Raw genomic sequence first — 16,216 nt, 5'->3', positions numbered from 1 at the left:
GGATTGTGCGATTTGTTTTGGTGGGAATACCCTCTCCGGATTGTACACCTGGAGAGGGTTAGGTTTTCAGCTTCTCCTGAAGAGAAGGCTCGGCCTCAGATCAATACAAAGACTTACTTAGCTGCTAAAGCCTCTTTCACCCAGCCATCAAACTCGACCTGGTGGGCTTTAATCCAGCCATCAACATGGCCCTGAATATCTGCTTCTGACGATTTTCCGTTATGCATCATTGCATTCTCGGCATTGATATCCGCCAGTGGCAGTTTCATCAGGCTAAACAGTTTCGCCGCTTGTGGATTTTTCTCGGCCCAGGCTTTGTTTGCCACGATATGCATGGTGTTCACCGGGAAACCATAGTTCGCACCGTTCGGTAGTTTGGTATCCACATCTTTCTGCTTGCCAGGCATTGAAGAGAACGGCACCTGCAACCACACCACATCTTTACCCGGCACCATCACATCACTTACCCAATATGGGGTCCAGGTGTAGTACAGAATCGGTTTGCCTTCTTTGTGACGCGTAATGGTGTCGGCAATCATCGCCGAGTAGTTACCCTGGTTATGTTCCACGGTATTGCTCAGGCCAAACGCACCAATCTGGTGGTTGATAACCGCTTCACAACCCCAGCCCGGCGTACAACCGGTCAGGTCAGCTTTGCCGTCGCCATTGGTATCAAACAGCTTGGCTATTTTCGGATCTTTAAACTGCTCAATATTGGTAATTTTGTACTGCTCGGCAGTTTTCTTATCGATCAAATAGCCCTGAGCGGCACCCTGAACGAAGGTCCCTTCACGGTAAAATTTCTTATCACCGCCAGCAGCTTCATACATATCGTCGTGCAATGGCTTCCAGTTGGTGGCGATAAACGTAATGTCACCTGCGGCCATTGAGGTATACGCTACGTTGTAATCCACTTCACTTGGCTTGCTGACGGTATAACCCAGCTTTTCAAGGGCTCGGCCAACTAATAATGTCTGAAATGATTCTTCTGAAATGGTGCTTTGCGCGGGCTGAACGGTAATGCCCTTACCCGGTAGATCAGCGGCGAAAGCGCTGGTGGTGACCAGTGTGGCAAGAGTTGCGGCGAGAATAGTTGTGTGTCGCATCATGCTTCCTTATTGGTGATGGGGCGTGAGGCGGCACGAATGCCGCCATCATGTTTATTTGATGAAGGGACGGGTCAAAAGACCAATTGGGCCGGTATTGAACCAGCGGCGGTTGCCACGGCTGCGCGAATCGCGGCCAATGGACTGAGTTAAACGGTCAAGAATAATGGCAAGAATCACAATGCCGACGCCGCCGACGGTCGCAAGCCCCATATCGAGGCGACCAATACCGCGCAGAACCATCTGGCCCAGACCACCAACGGCAATCATCGAGGCGATAACCACCATCGAAAGCGCCAGCATCAGTGTCTGGTTAACGCCCGCCATAATGGTCGGCATTGCCAGCGGCAGCTGAACTTTGAACAGCATCTGACGCGGGCTTGCGCCAAACGATCGTGATGCTTCAATCAGATCTTCCGGTACCTGCTTAATCCCCAGAATCGTCAGGCGCACAATCGGCGGTAGGGCAAAGATAATCGTCACGACGACCCCCGGTACGTTACCGATACCAAACAACATCACGATTGGCACCAGGTAAACAAACGCCGGAGTGGTTTGCATCGCATCGAGCAGCGGGCGAATTATCTTCGCGGCACGTTCACTGCGGGCGAGCCAAATGCCGAGCGGTAAACCGATTATCATGCAGAACAGCAGGGCGGTCAGAACCAGTGCCAGAGTCACCATAGCTTGTGACCAGGCCCCAATCGCGCCAATCGCCACCAGTGAAATCAGCGTTGCAACGCCCATACCGAAGCTCGACATCTGCCAGGCAATCAGTGCGAACAAAATGATCGCAACCGGCGCTGGCATTCCCAACAAGAAATGCTGGAAGCCACTGAGGATATAATCCACCGGCACGCGAATCCCCTGGAACACCGGGCGAAAGTGCGTCACCACCCAGTCGATACCGTGAGTTACCCAGCTATCAAGTGGGATCAGTGTCTTATGGAAAGGATCAAGAATATTAAAATGTTCAACCTGTGGCGCAGGTGCTGAATTCAGCCAGTCTGCACTGCCACTTGACGCTGGTGTGGATGCCGCCTGGCTTCCCCAGGCATCAGCAGTTGTTACGGCCTGATTGGTTGTGGCGTCGGCAGCCGCACTGCCGGTATCCCATGGATTTGATGCACTCATTGACTTACCCCCTCACGATCTAACGCCTGAAGCAGCACCCCTTTTGAGATGATGCCCACGTACTGACTCTCTTCACCTATGACCGGAACCGCGCACGGTGCCTGACCTACATGGGTGAGCAGATCGCTCAGTGACGTCTCAGCGGAAACTGCCGCTGGAGATTCGAGGTAAGCGGTGTCCAGACCCTCGCCTGCAGCCAGAGCCGCTTTCAGGGAGTCTGTCGAGACAATACCGAGGAATTTTTGCCCGCGTTCGATGACATAACCAAATTCACGGTCTTCATCTTGCAGCAATTTCAGCGCGGATCTTGGGCCAAAACCGGCGGTTTTACGCAGTAGGCCAGCAGGGCTTCGGCGAGCAATATCTTTGGCGCTAAATACCTGACTAATGTCCACACCGCGGAAGAAGGTGCGTACATAATCATTCGCCGGATTATTGAGAATTTCATCCGGTGTGCCTACCTGTATTACTTCACCACCTTGCATAATGGCAATTCGATCGCCAATACGCATTGCTTCATCTAAATCGTGGGAAATAAATACAATGGTGCGCTGGTGTTTAGCCTGCAATTTAATTAATTCATCCTGCATTTCAGTACGAATTAATGGATCGAGTGCGGAGAAGGCTTCATCCATCAATAATATATCGGGATTAATTGCCAATGCGCGGGCTAAACCAACACGTTGACGCATACCACCAGAAAGCTCATCAGGATAAGCGTGAGAATAATTTTCAAGCCCAACCTGACGCAATGCATCAAGTGCTTTTTCCTGACGTTCTTTTAATGGAATTCCAGCTAACTCCATACCGAAGGCAGTGTTATTTAACACCGTCATATGGGGCATCAGAGCAAATGACTGGAATACCATTGAGATCTTATTTTTACGCACTTCACGCAGTTGTGCGTCTGATATTTTGGCGATGTCAACACCATCAATCAGTACCTGCCCACGGGTTGGTTCAATCAGGCGATTGAGAAGGCGAACCATGGTAGATTTACCCGAACCGGATAGCCCCATGATGACAAAAATCTCGCCTTCTTCAATTGCCAGACTGGCGTCTTTCACGCCAAGCGACAGCCCTGTTTTTTCCAGTAATTCAGCTTTCGAAATACCCTTTTCAATATATTTAAATGCGCGCTGTGGATGCTCACCAAATACCTTATATAAATTCTTTACTTCTAGTTTAATTGCCATGCAATAAAGTTATTCCTGTGTTTATATATTTATACACAATTCCTGATGGAAATATTCACTGCATATACCCTAACATACTCAGAATCTGAGACAACCCTCGATTTCCGATATATCCAATATCAGTGGGGTGAGGATGGCCGGAATTTCCCATGAGTAAAGGGCTGAGAGCAAATCAGAGAAAGATGATATTTTTGTAAAGGTAAGTTCAAATTTGCCTGAACAGGGTAATATTCAGGCAATAATGTAAGCAGCTATTTTGTCTGATTTACGGGAAATATCACCGAAAAAAATGGGTGAAATATTTGGATTAATTTACGGTTTAATAGGGGATTAGAAATCCCAATCTTCATCCTGCGTTTCCACCGCTTTCCCCATCACATACGATGAGCCAGAACCCGAGAAAAAGTCATGGTTTTCATCCGCGTTAGGCGACAGTGCGGCCAGTATCGCCGGGTTCACCTCTGCCATTTCTGGCGGGAATAGCGCGTTGTAACCGAGATTCATCAGCGCTTTATTCGCGTTATAGAAAAGGAAGGCTTTCACCTCTTCTTGCCAGCCAACGCCGGCGTACAGCGCTTCGGTATAAGCCACTTCGTTATCGTACAAATCCATCAGCAAATCGAACGCAAAGTTTTGCAGCTCACTTTGTTTCTCCGGGGATTGCTGGGCCAGGGCTTTCTGGAATTTGTAACCGATGTAATAACCGTGAACGGCTTCATCACGAATAATCAGGCGAATCAGATCTGCAGTATTGGTTAACTTGCCGCGGCTCGACCAATACATCGGTAAATAAAAGCCGGAATAGAAAAGGAAAGACTCCAGAAATACGCTGGCGATTTTCTTCTTCAACGGATCATTAGCGTGGTAATGAGCGAGGATAATTTGCGCCTTACGTTGTAGTGGCGGGTTTTCTTCGCTCCACGCATAGGCCGCATCCACATCTTTGCTCTGGCAAAGCGTTGAGAAAATCGAGCTATAAGAGCGGGCGTGCACCGCTTCCATAAAGCTCACGTTCGACAAAACGGCTTCTTCATGCGGCGTAATCGCATCATTCATTAATACCGGTGCGCCCACCGTATTCTGAATGGTGTCCAGTAGCGTCAATCCGGTAAACACGCGGATAGTCAGTTGCTGTTCTTCGTCGCTAAGCGATTGCCAGGCCGGAATATCGTTCGACAGTGGGATTTTCTCGGGCAACCAGAAGTTGCTGGTCAGGCGATTCCACACTTCGAGATCTTTCTCATCCTCGATATTGTTCCAGTTGATGGCACTTACGCGGGTTAACTGAGTCATATTTTCTCCTTATAAAGCACAGGACACACAGCCCTGCACCTCCGTTCCATCCAGTGCCATCTGGCGCAAGCGAATGTAGTACAAAGTTTTAATGCCTTTTTTCCAGGCATAAATCTGCGCTTTATTAATGTCACGAGTAGTGGCTGTGTCGCGGAAAAATAGCGTCAGCGATAAACCTTGATCAACGTGGCGAGTGGCTTGCGCATAAGTGTCGATAATTTTTTCAGGGCCGATATCGTAGGCATCCTGGTAATACTCCAGATTGTCGTTAGTCATAAACGGAGCCGGATAATAAACACGTCCGATTTTGCCTTCTTTGCGAATCTCAATACGCGACACAATCGGGTGGATGCTTGATGTTGCATGGTTGATATAAGAGATTGAACCTGTCGGCGGGATAGCCTGCAAATTCTGGTTATATAGCCCGTATTCCATTACGTCGTCACGCAACTGTTGCCACTGTTCACGAGTGGGAATAGCGACGCCAGCTTTGGCAAATAACGCGCGCACTTTCTCGGTTTTTGGCTGCCAGCTTTCTTCCAGATATTGGCGGAAATATTCGCCATTCGCATAACGTGATTGCTCGAAACCTGCGAAGCGCTGTTTACGTTCTCGTGCCAGTAAGTTTGACGTGCGTATTGCATGCCAGGTCACGGTATAAAAATAGAAATTGGTAAAATCCAGACCTTCTGGCGAGCCATAGGCAATGCCTTCGCGGGCCAGATAACCATGTAAATTCATCTGGCCAAGCCCGATGGCGTGTGACGCGGCGTTTCCTGCTTCAATCGACGGCACTGAGCGAATGTGGCTCATATCGGAAACTGCCGTCAGACCGCGAATTGCAACTTCGATAGTCTGGCCAAAATGGGGGGAATCCATGGTATGGGCGATATTTAGTGAGCCAAGATTGCAGGAAATATCTTTACCTGTTTGCTGGTAATCGAGGTTTTCGTCATAAGTCGAGGCGCTGTTAACCTGCAAGATCTCTGAACACAGGTTGCTCATATTAATACGCCCGGCAATTGGGTTTGCGCGATTTACCGTATCTTCAAACATGATATACGGGTAACCGGACTCAAACTGGATCTCGGCCAACGTCTGAAAGAAATCACGCGCATTAATAAAGGTTTTGCGAATACGCGCATCCGCCAGCATTTCTTCGTAAAGTTCGCTGACGGCAATATCACCAAACGGCTTGCCGTATATACGCTCGACATCATAAGGCGAGAACAACGCCATCGGCTGGTTATCTTTCGCCAACTGGAACGTGATATCCGGGATCACCACGCCAAGGGAAAGTGACTTAATACGGATCTTCTCATCGGCATTTTCGCGTTTGGTATCGAGGAAACGCAAAATATCGGGATGGTGCGCGTGCAGATAAACCGCGCCAGCACCCTGGCGTGCGCCAAGCTGGTTGGCGTAAGAAAATGCATCTTCCAGCATTTTCATAACAGGTATTACGCCAGATGACTGGTTTTCGATGCGTTTAATCGGTGCGCCAACTTCACGCAAATTGGAGAGCAGGAAAGCTACGCCACCGCCACGCTTAGAAAGCTGTAGCGCTGAATTTACCGCGCGGCCAATTGACTCCATATTGTCTTCAATACGCATCAAGAAGCAGGACACCAGTTCACCGCGCTGCATTTTGCCGCAGTTCAGGAAAGTGGGCGTGGCAGGCTGGAATCGGCCGCTGAGCATCTCATCCATCAATTGCATGGCGAGGTTTTCGTCACCCTGCGCCAGCGTTAACGCCACCATGCACACACGGTCCGGGAAATGTTCCAGGTACTCTTTACCGTCGTAAGATTTCAACGTGTAGCTGGTGTAATACTTCCATGCGCCGAGAAATGTCTGGAACTGGAAACCGCTGTTGAGAGCCTTTTCAAACAATGCGACGACAAAACGGCTGTCATAGCGTTGGAGGACGGCATTGTCGTAATAACCTTCTGCCACCAGGTAGTCGAGGCGGGCTTGCTGGTGGGGAAACTGGCGCGAGCGGGGTAGCACATGTTGTTGATGGAATTGCTCTACCGCCAGCTTATCTTTCTCAAACTGGATACGGCCTTCGGAATCATAAAGATTCAACATGGCGTTGAGTGCGTGATAATCCGCGCTTTCCGTCGCCATTACGCTGATAGCTTCTGTCGTTGCCAAAATTCTTTGACTCCCTTACGCACGTTTTCAATGTCTTGCCCGGTGCCGAGTAACTCAAAACGATAGAGATACGGCACCTGGCATTTCTGGGCTATCACGTCGCCCGCCCGGCAAAACCCTTCGCCGAAGTTACGATTCCCGCTGGCGATCACGCCGCGCAGCAGTCCCCGGTTAACCGGGTTATTTAAAAAACGAATCACCTGCGCGGGAACGGCACCGGCAATTCCGCCACCGCCGTAGCTTGGCACAATCAAAATGTAGGGTTCCGTCACTTCAATCCGCTGTTTGAAATCCAGCGGAATACGCAGCGCGGGTAATGCCAGGCGTTCGACAAAACGCAGGGTATTTTCCGAGGTGCTGGAGAAGTAGACGAGGTTGCTCATGCACTGGCTCGTATGTGTAGGCGATTAATCATATCCGGGCGGAATCCGCTCCAGCTTTCTTGTTCTGTAACCACTACGGGCAACTGGCGATAACCCAGCGCGCGTAATTCGTCGGCGGCTTCCGGGTTTGAATCAAGATTAATCAGGTCGAAAGCAAACCCGCGGCTTTCAATTGCGCGTTTGGTTGCGTGGCATTGGACACAGTCGTTTCGAGTGTATATGGTAATGCGCATGATTCTTATTCTCTCTGTGGTTGAGAATATGAATACTAGATGTGGGTGCAAAAATAATCAACCATACAAGATATAGTATTTTCGATATGGGGGGATGAGTTGATCACCATGGCCAACTCCCCTGAGGCTGTCTCTTATACACAAAGTTGAGGGAAGGTACCCAGTCAAAACAAAGGCGATTTATGCTGGACTAAAGGCCAACGTCAAAAGCGAAGATCAAAGTCAAAATCGGTTTGGGTTTTGACCTTGTCCCCGGTATAAATTGCCCCAGTGTTCCCCATAAGTCAGGGTTGAGCTGCCGGGAGCAGCGAAAGAGAGCGATCGCCGGGAGCGAGTCGCGAACGACCTTGAACGTTGGGGATAAGCTGGGGTTTACCGCGAAGCGGCAATTTAATCACCGGGCGACGGGGTCGCCAGGGGGATGTCGTAATCCCCCTGGCACGTTCACCGTTAACAACGCTTGCAGAGATAACCAGACGTTCGGGTGAACGGAAAATCAGTGAGGTTTACAGATTCCACCCTGGCAAGTTACCAGACGGAGTTCTGTATAAGAGCCAACCCGGCGAAAAACTACATACGCATACTGATCGCCAGGCGGTTGAACGCATTCATCAGGCTTGCGGTGAACGTCAGATCGCTAATCTCTTGTGCGGTGAAGAATTGCAGCAACGGTTGGTAGACCGCATCTTCTGCACCACCTTCGGTAATTAAGGTTATTGCTTCGGCCCAGGCTAGCGCAGCTCGCTCTTTGTCGCTGAAGTGATTACTCACTTTCCAGCCTGCTAATGCATCAAGCTTGGTCTGGTCTACGCCATCTTTGCGCAGTGCTTTTGAGTGCATCTCGAGGCAATAGGCGCAGCCGTTAATTTGCGAAACGCGCAGGAAAACAAGTTCAATCAGTGTCGAACCGAGCGAGCTTGACTCCAGACCTTTTAGCGCCTGAAGCATAGGTTTAAAGACTGCTGGAGAGAGGTCAAAGTAAGGTTGGCGTATTTCGATCATGGTGTAATCCTCGTATTGGTGTGAGGGCAATTTAGCACTATGATGGACTACTAAAGAGAGCCATAAATTAACTAATAAAGCAGGCCATAATGGCAAGGTCAATTGAACCTGTAGTAAGTGCTCACCATTCAATACCGCGTTATCAGCAAATCGCAAGGCAACTTAAACAAGCCATCAGCGACGGCGAACTAAGCGCCGGGAGCCGATTGCCATCGAGCCGCACCATGGCGCTTGAGTTGGGTGTGGCGAGGGCGACGGTGGAAAACGCTTATGGAGAATTGGTCGCCCAGGGCTGGCTGGAGAGGCGTGGGCAGGCGGGAACTTTTGTCAGTCCGTCAGTCACCACCGGGGCAAATAACCCAACGTTTTCGAGTAGCCAACCGCAAGGCGTGCCGTTGCCTTTTCAGGCGGGGTTACCCGCGCTGGATGCTTTCCCACGCGCATTGTGGGCGCGGATTATGGGGCGGCGTCTTCGTCTGCAAACACGTTATGATTTAGTGCTACCGGAAGCCAACGGCGAGTCCACATTGCGCCAGGCAATTGCCGACTATCTGCGCTTTTCACGCAGCATCGACTGCCAGCCAGAGCAGGTTTTTATCACTGCCGGTTTTCAGGCTGCGATGCGCCTGGTGACGCACACGTTGGCGAAATCCGGCGATGGGATCTGGCTGGAAGACCCTGGTTATCGTTATGTTCGCCCGGTTTTTGCTGAAGCCGGAATGGCGTTGCACCCAGTACCGGTCGATGACGAGGGGATGCAAATTGATTACGGTATCAATCATTTCCCTGACGCGCGTTTTGCCCTACTGACTCCGGCACACCAAAGCCCGCTTGGCGTGGCGTTATCACTCACTCGCCGCCGCCAGTTGCTGGACTGGGCGGCCACTAACGAAAGCTGGGTTATTGAAGATGATTATGACAGCGAATTTCGCTACCACGGGAAACCACTGCCGCCGATAAAAAGTCTTGATGGCCCGCAGCGCGTTATCTACGCCGGAACATTCAGTAAATCACTCTTTCCAGCGTTGCGCGTTGCCTGGCTAGTGGTTCCACAACAGCACGTTAAAGATTTCGCTCAGCATACACATTACTTACCATGCACCGCCCCGTTACTGATTCAGCAAACCATCGCCGATTTCCTTCGCGAAGGGCATTTCTGGCGGCATTTGAAAAAGATGCGCCTGTGCTATAGCGAGCGGCGGTTATGGCTGGAACAGGCATTGCAACAGCAGGGTTTTGATGTTGTACCGCAGGCGGGGGGGATTCAGCTGGTGATGCGCGTGAGTGGTGATGACCGCGCGCTGGTGGCGAAGGCTCGCAAGGCCGGGCTTGCCGTGCAGGCATTAAGTGACTGGCGCATGGTTTCACAAGGGGAAGGGGGGATTTTGATGTGTTTTACAAATTTAACTTCCCAGGCGATGGCTCATCAGGCCGTGAAACAATTACGGGAGGCTATTTCCTGAAATAAAAAACCCCGGAAGTGGCTCCGGGGTTAGACGCATATTTATTATCACTACACTTTCGGGATTATCGACGGGAAGCTAATAAAGCCCCGATGAAAATACCTACAGCAGCGCTGATACCCACGCTCTGCCATGGTTTATCGCGCACATAAGTATCGGCACAACCTACCGCATCACAAGCGGCCTGTTTTACACGGGTGCGACCATGAAGGCGGGCTCTTGTCTCTTTAAGCAGAGACTCCGCTTTTTTGCGGGCAGCTTCCCCTTCTTCTTTAACATCGCTACCGAACGATTTAAGAACCTCTTCCAGCGTGTCAGCCAGTTGGTTCACGTCACGGTTAATATCATCAACGCCTTCGTCTACATCATTTCGATTTACGCGGTTAAACATTTGTTTCTCCCTTTTTGCGATGTACTACTCAGTGTAGACCATAATTTTTAGTAATGAGTCAGTTCACTCTCTTTCACCGTCTTTATGGACTAATCTGAAAGCGTTGCTAATGCTGGTTATTGTAAGGTTGCGCTGCAATAGAAGATGACGAGGAAAAAATATGTATTTACGACCTGATGAGGTGGCCCGCGTTCTTGAAAAAGCCGGTTTTACCATGGATATAGTGACACCGAAAACCTACGGATACCGACGTGGGGAAAACTACGTTTATGTGAATCGTGAGGCGCGAATGGGGCGAACAGCCTTGATCATTCACCCCACGTTAAAAGAACGTAGCCAGACTCTGGCAGAGCCTGCGACAGATGTAAAAACCTGCGATCATTATCAGCAATTTCCACTCTATCTGGCTGGTGAAACTCATCAGCATTACGGTATTCCGCATGGATTTAGTTCACGCATTGCCCTGGAACGTTACTTGTCTGGCTTATTTGGCGAGCACTAATTCGAATGAGGCGTTGTTGGGTTAATGCCTCAACGCTATTACACCTCTGCTTTTGCGTTTCGATAACCGCTGATACGGAATAAACGACGGCAATAATCAAGAAAGTAGCCATACGCAGCCCCCATAAGCATCGAGACGATGATATTTGAACTTACCGCAGCAACTATTTGATTCCAGTCTGCTCCAACCGACCACAGAATCGCGACGTATACAGGCGACTGGAAAGTCACGTAAGCCAGTATATCGGCGAGATTTTTCGCCCAACTGGCCTGACTGTAGCGTTTGGTAAACCGCATAAACGCATCACGGTAAAAACCGTATGGCCAGGCAATCAGGATGTTTACGGGAATGGCGACCAGGCGCGAAGAGAGTGACTGCTCAAAGCTCATACCTGAGAGAAAAACTTCAATCATCATGTTCACAACCGAGCAATACACTACCATCGCAAAAGTATCTGCGACTGCATGGCGCAGGCGTGACTCAGGAGAAAACATTATTCCAACTCCACATGATAATTAGCGATATACACTACTCTTAAGGGGTAATAGTAGTGCTAATAGATGACTTGTTTGTGAGTGATAGATTATATGCCTGCGTTAAATTGGACAATTAGTGATAAATTTTTATTTAAAGGCATTTCCTCAATAAAATCCGCTAAATGAGACATATCAGGCAGAGTTTCCTGATTTTGTCGTTCGGTTATAGATTTTCTATTTAAAATCATATGGTTAATTTTTTCATTCATTGCTTCAGTTTTAAGGCTATCCAGTGCTGGAAAAAACGTTATATAATTTGTTATATAACGATTTAATCAACAGGAGCATTCACGTGGATAATCATTTTGGGAAGGGATTGATGGCAGGGCTGAAAGCCCGTGAAGCTGACAGTGTCACCAGGGTGACTCGCTTTTGCTCGGACTATAAACGTGGGTTTGTGCTGGGGTTTAGTCATCGTATTTCAGAACAAACTGGCGACCGCCAACGGGCAGCATGGGAAGCAGGGGTATTAACTCGTCGCTACAACCTCGACAAAGAACTCGTGGCTGATTTTTTCAAAGAAGTGAATGCAGATACCGCAGTGAGATGTTTTTTTGCGGGTTATGAAAGAGGTTACTGAGAACAATCGTTTGGCGGGCAAAACAAGACCCGCCTGAGATAAACCCTAGCACACACCAAAATCGTCATCTTCTTTATATAGCACAACGTCTTCTGCCTTTAAGGTGACGGTTTCACCGGTCAAAATGCTTCTGGGCGTACAGAACAGAGTATCTCCCTGAACATCCAGAACTTCATATTTTGGGCCGCCTTTTTTGGGCTGCACCAGATCGCCTGGTTTGAACATAATTAGCCTCATTCATTGAAGATAAATCAACAACGTCTAATGTTAACCATAGCCCAAAGCGGCAGAATACATGTCGATTTAACCTAAGGTTTATTCCACGGCATTTTTTCGAGTAGGCGCGCCATGCCACAGAAACCGCTTACGCCTGCAAAGAGCAATCCTGCCCCCACAAAACCGGAGAGTAAGAAGAACCCTGGATGTACCACATAGCCCAGCACTACGCCTGTAAGCACTAACGTACCAGCAGCAATTTGTACCTGACGCATCAAAGGTAATGGTTGTGATTTATCGGTAAGAATTTCCTGCCCCTCTTTCTTCCAGGCATTTAATCCACCTTCCAGCAGCAATACTTTCGCCGGAGCCACAGCATCCGCCAACTTTTGGGCATTTTGCGCAGTACGCATACCTGACTGGCAATGAAAAATCACCGTATCGAAAGGATCAAATGGGCCAAGTCGGTCACCATTTTCGATGGACGAAAGTGACAGCAAGTGCGCTTCGGCAATATTTTCCCGGGCATACTCATCACGCTCGCGGATATCAATTAGCGCAGCACCTTGCGCGACCAGAATTTTGGCTTGAGCGGGGGAAATAGTCTCGATAGTCATGTTGTTCCTATTGGCAATAGCGTGCTTTTACTCAACTAAGGAGACGATAAAAGAAAGAGGAATGCACGAGATTTTTGGCAGGTTTTTTTCCGGCAAATTTAAGAATTTCAGTTCATGAGTCGTTTTGTTCTGATGAAGTGTGAGGATCTGGCGTCAAGGCATCAGCATCACGTTATGACATTGTTAAATGGATTTCAGACATGGAAGTGAGTAAAAAGTCAGGCACAGTTAATCGTTTATTGACGGTATTATTCGTAGTGATGCTAATTCCTTTTATGATGGTTTCGATCTGGTCGTTTGATAATATACACAAAAGTAATATACAAGCTTTTAATAAAAATCTTACACGATTTACACATAATACTGCAATGGAAAGTATTAATCGGCAGTTGGAAGAGATTGATATTGTTTTCCAGATTCTTAATAGCCGAATGACACCTCAAGGTACTCAGTTTTTTATAAATGAAGAGAAGGGGATTCTTCATTCAATTATAGCTTCTATTGTCAATACATTATCATTTTTTGATACTGCTATTATTTCTAATATTGAGGATAATTACCGTACATATCCTGAGGTTAGATGGGACAATTATATACCGAGCAAACGTCCCTGGTATCCTACGGTTAAAAACCAGAAAGGAGTTCACTATTCTGAGCCTTACTCAGATATTCTAGCCGAATCTGGTGATCCTGAAGATCGAACTATCACTGTGAGTATGAACCTCTTTGATGAAGAGCTACAAAAATATGGCAATATAGGTTTTGACCTGGATTTGGACACTATGAGTGCGGCATTAAAAAATGTAGTTGTCCCTTTTGATGGGAAATTTTTGGTCGCCGCGAAAGATGGCGTTGTTATTATGAATGCAAACATTAAAGATATTTTTCATGAGTCAGTGCCATCACGATGGATTGAAAATGCTGTCGATTTAGAAGGGCATTTCTACGACAAAGAAACAAAAAAACATATTTTTTATCGCTCGTTTTCCGATCCGTACTGGGTCGCATTTACGATTGTTGATGATGAGAAATATAATGATTTTATTAATGATGCTCCGCAAGAACTAATCTATATTATTGTAGTCTGCTTAATCATTTATATTATTTTGATTTGCTTATGCCGTGTGTATATCAGAGAGATAATTAGTCGTCTTTATATGGGCGTCAATGGTATTAGCTATGATGGTCAAACGCAGGATCTGGAAAGAATTTATACTAAGATAAAAAACAGCCAGACTGAACTTAAAGAAGTGCGCCGTCAAAATGGTGAGGATGCATTGACAGGAATTGGCACCCGGAGAAAATTTGATGACCGAATGGCTGAGCTAATTACTAGTAATTCACCATTTTATCTGGCAATCCTGGATCTGGATAATTTTAAAAAAATTAACGATACGTTTGGTCATGCAGTAGGTGACTCGGTATTGAAATATGTCAGTAAGGCTGGTAAAGCGATTATTGAACCTGACTATGAGATTTATCGATTTGGTGGTGAAGAGTTGGTCGTGTTGTTCCATGGTGGTGAATATGATCTCTATTTTGAATTGATGGAAACCTGGCGCATGACTATATGTCAACGTCAATGGCGAGAAACGGCATTACATGTATCCTTTAGCTGTGGTATTGCATGCTGGAAACCAGGTGAAAGTGCGCAGGATATTATAACCAAAGCAGATAAAGCACTATATAAGGCGAAACACTCAGGGAAAAATGCAATTCACTCTGCAAATGATTAAATAACAAGGTGAATTATGCAGCAGCAGACCACAATTTATTTTGTTTTTATCGTGAAAGGAAAGTCATATGACGGTTGATAATGATGATATCAGAAAAATACTGACCAATATCTCAGAGGGAAATCCTGAGCGGTCCCTCACCGTTTATTTACAGCCGATTATTAATATGGTCGATGGCCGTTGTCTGGGAGCTGAAGCATTAGTTCGAGGACTAGTTGATAGCAAGCTTGTGTTCCCGGACCGCTTCATTAGCCTGCTGGAGAAAAATAAAGATATTCGTAAACTGGGTGTTTTTGTACTGCAGCATGCAATTGAGTTCAGTAAAGAATATGGTCTTCATCGGCAGAATGACTTTAATCTTAGCAGCAATTTTTCTCCTATTGAAATCAATGACCGTAGTGTTGTTGAAAAAATTAAACGTATAACGGATGCCGCAGACTTCCCAACCCATAAAGTGACAATTGAAATTACTGAAACAAATATCTCACTCAGCCTACAAGGGCAGCAGAATGCCAAATGGCTGCAGCAGCAAGGTTTTGTCATTGCCTGGGATGATATTAGTCATCTCGATGATTTGAGTAAAAATAGCCGTGAATTTTGTAGCAATGTGATTAAACTTGATCGCAGCCTTTTGAATGAAGAGTGTTTGCCATTAGCTCGTGAAATCATCTTGTTATGTAAGATGAAAAAATTACAGCTGGTTGCCGAAGGTGTGGAATATGCCTGGCAGCGAGACTGGTTGCTTGAACAAGGCGTTACTGCTTGCCAGGGATACTATTATTCCCCTCCCGTAAATACTCAGGTTTTTGCACAGAAATATATCTGCGCGTAAACCCATTTTGTTAGTGCGAGTCCACCTGCGTAGTGTATCTCCACTCCATATTATAAAGAGGTCATAACATGAGCGATATTGGCTCAAATTTCATTATTAAAAAAATATCCCATAGTGATTTTTCTAATGTGGTGGATTTTTACGTCCAACCAATTTTTAATTTATCATCTTTTCAGTGTGTCGGTGCCGAAGTATTATTACGTGGTATGCACCGTCAAAATATTGTCCAGCCTGCAAAATTTCTACAGCAGCTTGAAGAAAATGACGGCATTATTAATGTTGGAAAATATATTATTAGTAAAGCTTTTGAGTTTCTACAGCAATCGGTTTTACCGCAGAAACCTGATTTCTTTCTCAGCATCAATCTGGCACCACATCAACTCAATGATGAACGCTTTGCTGAAAGCATTATTTCGCTACAGGCTGAGTATGCTATATCGCCAAAATCAGTGATTTTTGAGATAACGCAGTCCACAGAAGAATTAGCAGAAAGCGGCGAGGAAAATATTCAGCGATTGCAAAATGCTGGGTTTGCTTTTGCCTGGGATGATGTAGGCAGCATTGATGACGTTCAAAATAAGCTCGCTCAGTCGGCGTGTGATTATATTAAGCTGGATCGCGATTGCCTTAAGAATGGTCATAGTGAGAAAACCCCTGAACTCATTATGGAGGCACATAAAAATAATGCCTCCATTATTGCTGAAGGGGTTGAAACAATGGCGCAAACGTCGATGTTGTTAAAACACAATGTTGAACTGGCTCAGGGGTATCTATTTTCCCGTCCATTGAAAAAAATAGATTTTGTCACTACTTATATTCGCAAATCATAAATAGCCCAA

At 47.0% G+C, this 16,216-nt stretch carries 19 protein-coding genes; 6 read left to right on the top strand and 13 right to left on the bottom strand.

All coding sequences use genetic code 11. The annotated features are described in order from the left end of the window. Positions 1-113: 113 nt before the first annotated feature. From proX to IX31_RS08930, 8 genes are all read right to left on the bottom strand, one after another. Complete coding sequence (gene proX / locus IX31_RS08965; RefSeq protein WP_034457428.1) at positions 114-1,106, bottom strand: glycine betaine/L-proline ABC transporter substrate-binding protein ProX; 993 nt, start codon at positions 1,104-1,106, stop codon at positions 114-116. Positions 1,107-1,160: 54 nt separating this feature from the next. Beyond that, a complete protein-coding gene (gene proW / locus IX31_RS08960; protein ID WP_034457426.1) occupies positions 1,161-2,240 on the bottom strand; it encodes a glycine betaine/L-proline ABC transporter permease ProW in 1,080 nt (359 codons plus the stop codon). Further along, complete coding sequence (gene proV / locus IX31_RS08955) at positions 2,237-3,436, bottom strand: glycine betaine/L-proline ABC transporter ATP-binding protein ProV (protein ID WP_034457424.1); 1,200 nt, start codon at positions 3,434-3,436, stop codon at positions 2,237-2,239. The genes proW and proV overlap by 4 nt, the downstream gene beginning before the upstream one ends. Positions 3,437-3,766: 330 nt before the next feature. After that, positions 3,767-4,729, bottom strand: a complete 963-nt coding sequence (gene nrdF / locus IX31_RS08950; protein WP_034457422.1) for a class 1b ribonucleoside-diphosphate reductase subunit beta — start codon at positions 4,727-4,729, stop codon at positions 3,767-3,769. A 9-nt stretch (positions 4,730-4,738) separates the two neighbouring features. Next, positions 4,739-6,886: a class 1b ribonucleoside-diphosphate reductase subunit alpha gene (gene nrdE, locus IX31_RS08945; RefSeq protein ID WP_034457420.1), complete on the bottom strand. Its 2,148-nt coding sequence runs from the start codon at positions 6,884-6,886 to the stop codon at positions 4,739-4,741. After that, entirely contained in the window at positions 6,859-7,269 is a 411-nt protein-coding gene (gene nrdI / locus IX31_RS08940) for a class Ib ribonucleoside-diphosphate reductase assembly flavoprotein NrdI (protein ID WP_034457419.1), read from the bottom strand. Before nrdI ends, nrdE begins: the two co-directional genes overlap by 28 nt. Then, positions 7,266-7,502 carry a glutaredoxin-like protein NrdH gene (gene nrdH, locus IX31_RS08935; protein ID WP_034457417.1) on the bottom strand — a complete coding sequence of 79 codons (237 nt, stop codon included), beginning with the start codon at positions 7,500-7,502 and terminating at the stop codon, positions 7,266-7,268. Before nrdH ends, nrdI begins: the two co-directional genes overlap by 4 nt. A gap of 570 nt (positions 7,503-8,072) precedes the next feature. Beyond that, on the bottom strand, positions 8,073-8,504 hold the full coding sequence (locus IX31_RS08930) for a carboxymuconolactone decarboxylase family protein (RefSeq protein WP_034457414.1): 432 nt from the start codon (positions 8,502-8,504) through the stop codon (positions 8,073-8,075). Between the two features lie 131 nt (positions 8,505-8,635). Here IX31_RS08930 and pdxR point away from each other — a divergent pair, with 131 nt between their 5' ends. Continuing rightward, a complete protein-coding gene (gene pdxR / locus IX31_RS08925) occupies positions 8,636-9,967 on the top strand; it encodes a MocR-like pyridoxine biosynthesis transcription factor PdxR (RefSeq protein WP_034459914.1) in 1,332 nt (443 codons plus the stop codon). 64 nt (positions 9,968-10,031) lie between these two features. Here pdxR and IX31_RS08920 read toward each other — a convergent pair whose 3' ends face one another. Continuing rightward, positions 10,032-10,358, bottom strand: a complete 327-nt coding sequence (locus IX31_RS08920; protein WP_034457412.1) for an ElaB/YgaM/YqjD family protein — start codon at positions 10,356-10,358, stop codon at positions 10,032-10,034. A 160-nt stretch (positions 10,359-10,518) separates the two neighbouring features. On the opposite strand from IX31_RS08920, the gene IX31_RS08915 reads away from it, so the two are divergent. Continuing rightward, positions 10,519-10,860 (top strand): DUF2002 family protein, encoded by a 342-nt coding sequence (locus IX31_RS08915; protein ID WP_034457410.1) that lies wholly within the window; start codon positions 10,519-10,521, stop codon positions 10,858-10,860. Between the two features lie 38 nt (positions 10,861-10,898). Here IX31_RS08915 and alaE read toward each other — a convergent pair whose 3' ends face one another. Both alaE and IX31_RS23525 read right to left on the bottom strand, forming a co-directional pair. Next, entirely contained in the window at positions 10,899-11,354 is a 456-nt protein-coding gene (gene alaE, locus IX31_RS08910; RefSeq protein ID WP_034457408.1) for an L-alanine exporter AlaE, read from the bottom strand. An 89-nt stretch (positions 11,355-11,443) separates the two neighbouring features. Beyond that, positions 11,444-11,605, bottom strand: a complete 162-nt coding sequence (locus IX31_RS23525; protein ID WP_157093245.1) for a hypothetical protein — start codon at positions 11,603-11,605, stop codon at positions 11,444-11,446. Between the two features lie 83 nt (positions 11,606-11,688). Between IX31_RS23525 and IX31_RS08905 the strand changes: the two genes are divergently transcribed. Continuing rightward, a complete protein-coding gene (locus tag IX31_RS08905; RefSeq protein ID WP_034457406.1) occupies positions 11,689-11,976 on the top strand; it encodes a DUF2623 family protein in 288 nt (95 codons plus the stop codon). A gap of 45 nt (positions 11,977-12,021) precedes the next feature. Here the strand turns inward: IX31_RS08905 and IX31_RS08900 are convergent, their stop codons facing one another. After that, positions 12,022-12,201: a hypothetical protein gene (locus tag IX31_RS08900; protein WP_034457404.1), complete on the bottom strand. Its 180-nt coding sequence runs from the start codon at positions 12,199-12,201 to the stop codon at positions 12,022-12,024. An 83-nt stretch (positions 12,202-12,284) separates the two neighbouring features. Then, positions 12,285-12,809 carry a rhodanese family protein gene (locus IX31_RS08895; protein ID WP_034457402.1) on the bottom strand — a complete coding sequence of 175 codons (525 nt, stop codon included), beginning with the start codon at positions 12,807-12,809 and terminating at the stop codon, positions 12,285-12,287. Between the two features lie 200 nt (positions 12,810-13,009). Between IX31_RS08895 and IX31_RS08890 the strand changes: the two genes are divergently transcribed. The 3 genes from IX31_RS08890 (at position 13,010) to IX31_RS08880 (ending at position 16,207) form a co-directional block, all read left to right on the top strand. Beyond that, positions 13,010-14,545 (top strand): sensor domain-containing diguanylate cyclase, encoded by a 1,536-nt coding sequence (locus IX31_RS08890; protein ID WP_034457400.1) that lies wholly within the window; start codon positions 13,010-13,012, stop codon positions 14,543-14,545. A gap of 67 nt (positions 14,546-14,612) precedes the next feature. Then, positions 14,613-15,377, top strand: coding sequence for an EAL domain-containing protein (locus tag IX31_RS08885; RefSeq protein WP_034457397.1), 765 nt, complete (start codon positions 14,613-14,615; stop codon positions 15,375-15,377). A 68-nt stretch (positions 15,378-15,445) separates the two neighbouring features. Continuing rightward, entirely contained in the window at positions 15,446-16,207 is a 762-nt protein-coding gene (locus tag IX31_RS08880) for an EAL domain-containing protein (protein WP_034457395.1), read from the top strand. The last annotated feature ends 9 nt before the right edge of the window (positions 16,208-16,216 follow it).

It is taken from the genome of Buttiauxella noackiae (genome assembly GCF_000737905.1).
Taxonomy (GTDB): Bacteria; Pseudomonadota; Gammaproteobacteria; order Enterobacterales; family Enterobacteriaceae; genus Buttiauxella; species Buttiauxella noackiae.
The sequence above is the reverse complement of the archived record's forward strand: the minus strand, read 5'-3'. Positions and strand labels throughout refer to the sequence as shown.

Coding starts and splice junctions, on each gene's coding strand:
- proX (WP_034457428.1), bottom strand. CDS start 1,106: ATGCGACACACAACTATTCTCGCCGCAACTCTTGCCACACTGGTCACC.
- proW (WP_034457426.1), bottom strand. CDS start 2,240: ATGAGTGCATCAAATCCATGGGATACCGGCAGTGCGGCTGCCGACGCC.
- proV (WP_034457424.1), bottom strand. CDS start 3,436: ATGGCAATTAAACTAGAAGTAAAGAATTTATATAAGGTATTTGGTGAG.
- nrdF (WP_034457422.1), bottom strand. CDS start 4,729: ATGACTCAGTTAACCCGCGTAAGTGCCATCAACTGGAACAATATCGAG.
- nrdI (WP_034457419.1), bottom strand. CDS start 7,269: ATGAGCAACCTCGTCTACTTCTCCAGCACCTCGGAAAATACCCTGCGT.
- nrdH (WP_034457417.1), bottom strand. CDS start 7,502: ATGCGCATTACCATATACACTCGAAACGACTGTGTCCAATGCCACGCA.
- IX31_RS08930 (WP_034457414.1), bottom strand. CDS start 8,504: ATGATCGAAATACGCCAACCTTACTTTGACCTCTCTCCAGCAGTCTTT.
- IX31_RS08920 (WP_034457412.1), bottom strand. CDS start 10,358: ATGTTTAACCGCGTAAATCGAAATGATGTAGACGAAGGCGTTGATGAT.
- IX31_RS08915 (WP_034457410.1), top strand. CDS start 10,519: ATGTATTTACGACCTGATGAGGTGGCCCGCGTTCTTGAAAAAGCCGGT.
- alaE (WP_034457408.1), bottom strand. CDS start 11,354: ATGTTTTCTCCTGAGTCACGCCTGCGCCATGCAGTCGCAGATACTTTT.
- IX31_RS23525 (WP_157093245.1), bottom strand. CDS start 11,605: ATGAATGAAAAAATTAACCATATGATTTTAAATAGAAAATCTATAACC.
- IX31_RS08900 (WP_034457404.1), bottom strand. CDS start 12,201: ATGTTCAAACCAGGCGATCTGGTGCAGCCCAAAAAAGGCGGCCCAAAA.
- IX31_RS08895 (WP_034457402.1), bottom strand. CDS start 12,809: ATGACTATCGAGACTATTTCCCCCGCTCAAGCCAAAATTCTGGTCGCG.
- IX31_RS08890 (WP_034457400.1), top strand. CDS start 13,010: ATGGAAGTGAGTAAAAAGTCAGGCACAGTTAATCGTTTATTGACGGTA.
- IX31_RS08885 (WP_034457397.1), top strand. CDS start 14,613: ATGACGGTTGATAATGATGATATCAGAAAAATACTGACCAATATCTCA.
- IX31_RS08880 (WP_034457395.1), top strand. CDS start 15,446: ATGAGCGATATTGGCTCAAATTTCATTATTAAAAAAATATCCCATAGT.